Origin of the sequence: Curtobacterium luteum, from assembly GCF_001475545.1 — a bacterium.
Lineage (GTDB): Bacteria > Actinomycetota > Actinomycetes > Actinomycetales > Microbacteriaceae > Curtobacterium > Curtobacterium luteum_A.
Genome location: NZ_LDQC01000171.1, coordinates 1 through 1,377, shown reverse-complemented (window position 1 = coordinate 1,377; position 1,377 = coordinate 1). Strand labels below are relative to the sequence as shown.

Below are 1,377 nucleotides of genomic sequence, written 5' to 3'. Positions count from 1 at the left end.
GTCATCGTGTTCGCCGTCCTCCTCAACGCGGTCCAGTACAAGCGGCGTCCGGCACGCGCCGGCGGTGCAGCGGGCCCCCGACAGACCTCTCCCACCGACACCGAGCCCCCGGCGGTCGTCGGCGAGAAGACAGCCGTCTGACCCTCCCGTCACACGGTCCACAGCGAAAGGAAACCCACCATGAACCGCAAGCTCGCAACGGTGCTCGCAGCGGGAGTCGGACTGAGCCTGGTCCTGACGGGCTGCTCCGCCGGCGGTGCCGCCTCCGGCGGCAACGGCTCGTCGAAGAAGGGCGGCCTCATCTCCATCATCGTGAACGACCCGTCGAACCCGTACTGGAAGACGGAGGGCGACGTCGCGTCCGCTGAGGCGAAGTCGCTCGGCTACAAGTCGAACGTGTCTGCGTCGAAGGGTGACACCAACACCGAGAGCAACCTCATCGACACCGCCATCACGAACAAGTCGGTCGCGATCATCCTCGACCCGGCCAACGCGAGCGGGTCGATCGGCGCCGTGAAGAAGGCGGACGCCGCGGGCATCCCGGTGTTCCTCGTGAACGCGGAGATCAACCAGGCCGGACTCGCGAAGGCCCAGCTCGTGTCGAACAACGCCCAGGGTGCGGCGATCGGCGCGCAGCAGTGGGTCAAGTCGGTCGGGGACTCCGGCAACTACGCGGAGCTGTTCGGCGCGCCGTCGGACAACAACGCCCAGACCCGGTCCAACGGCTACAAGACCGTCCTCTCCCAGTACCCGGACCTCAAGGAGGTCGCCAAGCAGGTCGCGAACTGGGACCGGACGCAGGGCCACGACAAGACCCAGTCGATCCTCCAGGCCAACCCCGACATCAAGGGGATCATCTCCGGCAACGACGAGATGGCGCTCGGCGCGATCGCGGCCCTCAAGGAGGCCGGGAAGCTCGACCAGGTGAAGGTCGGCGGCTTCGACGGCTCGCCGGATGCGGTCGACGCCGTGAAGGCGGGCGAGCTGCAGTACACGGTGCTCCAGCCGGTCGCGACGTTCGCCAAGAAGGCCGTGCAGGAGGCCGACGAGTACCTCCGCACGGGCAAGACCGGCGCGGCGCAGGAGAAGCAGGCGTTCGACTGCGTGCTCATCACGAAGGAGAACGCGGACAAGGTGACCTCGCCGTTCACGCTCTCCGAGTGACGCGTCCCTGACCGCGGACGTCGGCCCCGGTCCTGCACCACACGGTGCGGGACCGGGGCCGACGCATGTGCTCCCGGAGAAACATGCACCGGCACCGGCACCGGCACCGGCACCGGCACCGGCACCGGCACCGTCCAGGCGGTCGTGGCCGGAGCCCCGGCGACCCGACGGACGCCCCGTAGCGACTTTCTCGTGTACACATCTCCGAGCCCA

At 68.6% G+C, this 1,377-nt stretch carries 1 protein-coding gene; it reads left to right on the top strand.

Annotation, left to right across the window (positions count from 1 at the left end; all coding sequences use genetic code 11):
- Window positions 1-180 precede the first annotated feature (180 nt).
- The gene (locus tag NS184_RS16970) at window positions 181-1,164 is read left to right on the top strand and encodes a D-ribose ABC transporter substrate-binding protein (RefSeq protein WP_058727237.1); all 984 of its coding nucleotides are present in this window, start codon (window positions 181-183) and stop codon (window positions 1,162-1,164) included.
- The last annotated feature ends 213 nt before the right edge of the window (window positions 1,165-1,377 follow it).

Excerpts from the sequence above, each read along its gene's own strand:
- NS184_RS16970 (WP_058727237.1), top strand. The coding sequence starts at position 181 with ATGAACCGCAAGCTCGCAACGGTGCTCGCAGCGGGAGTCGGACTGAGC.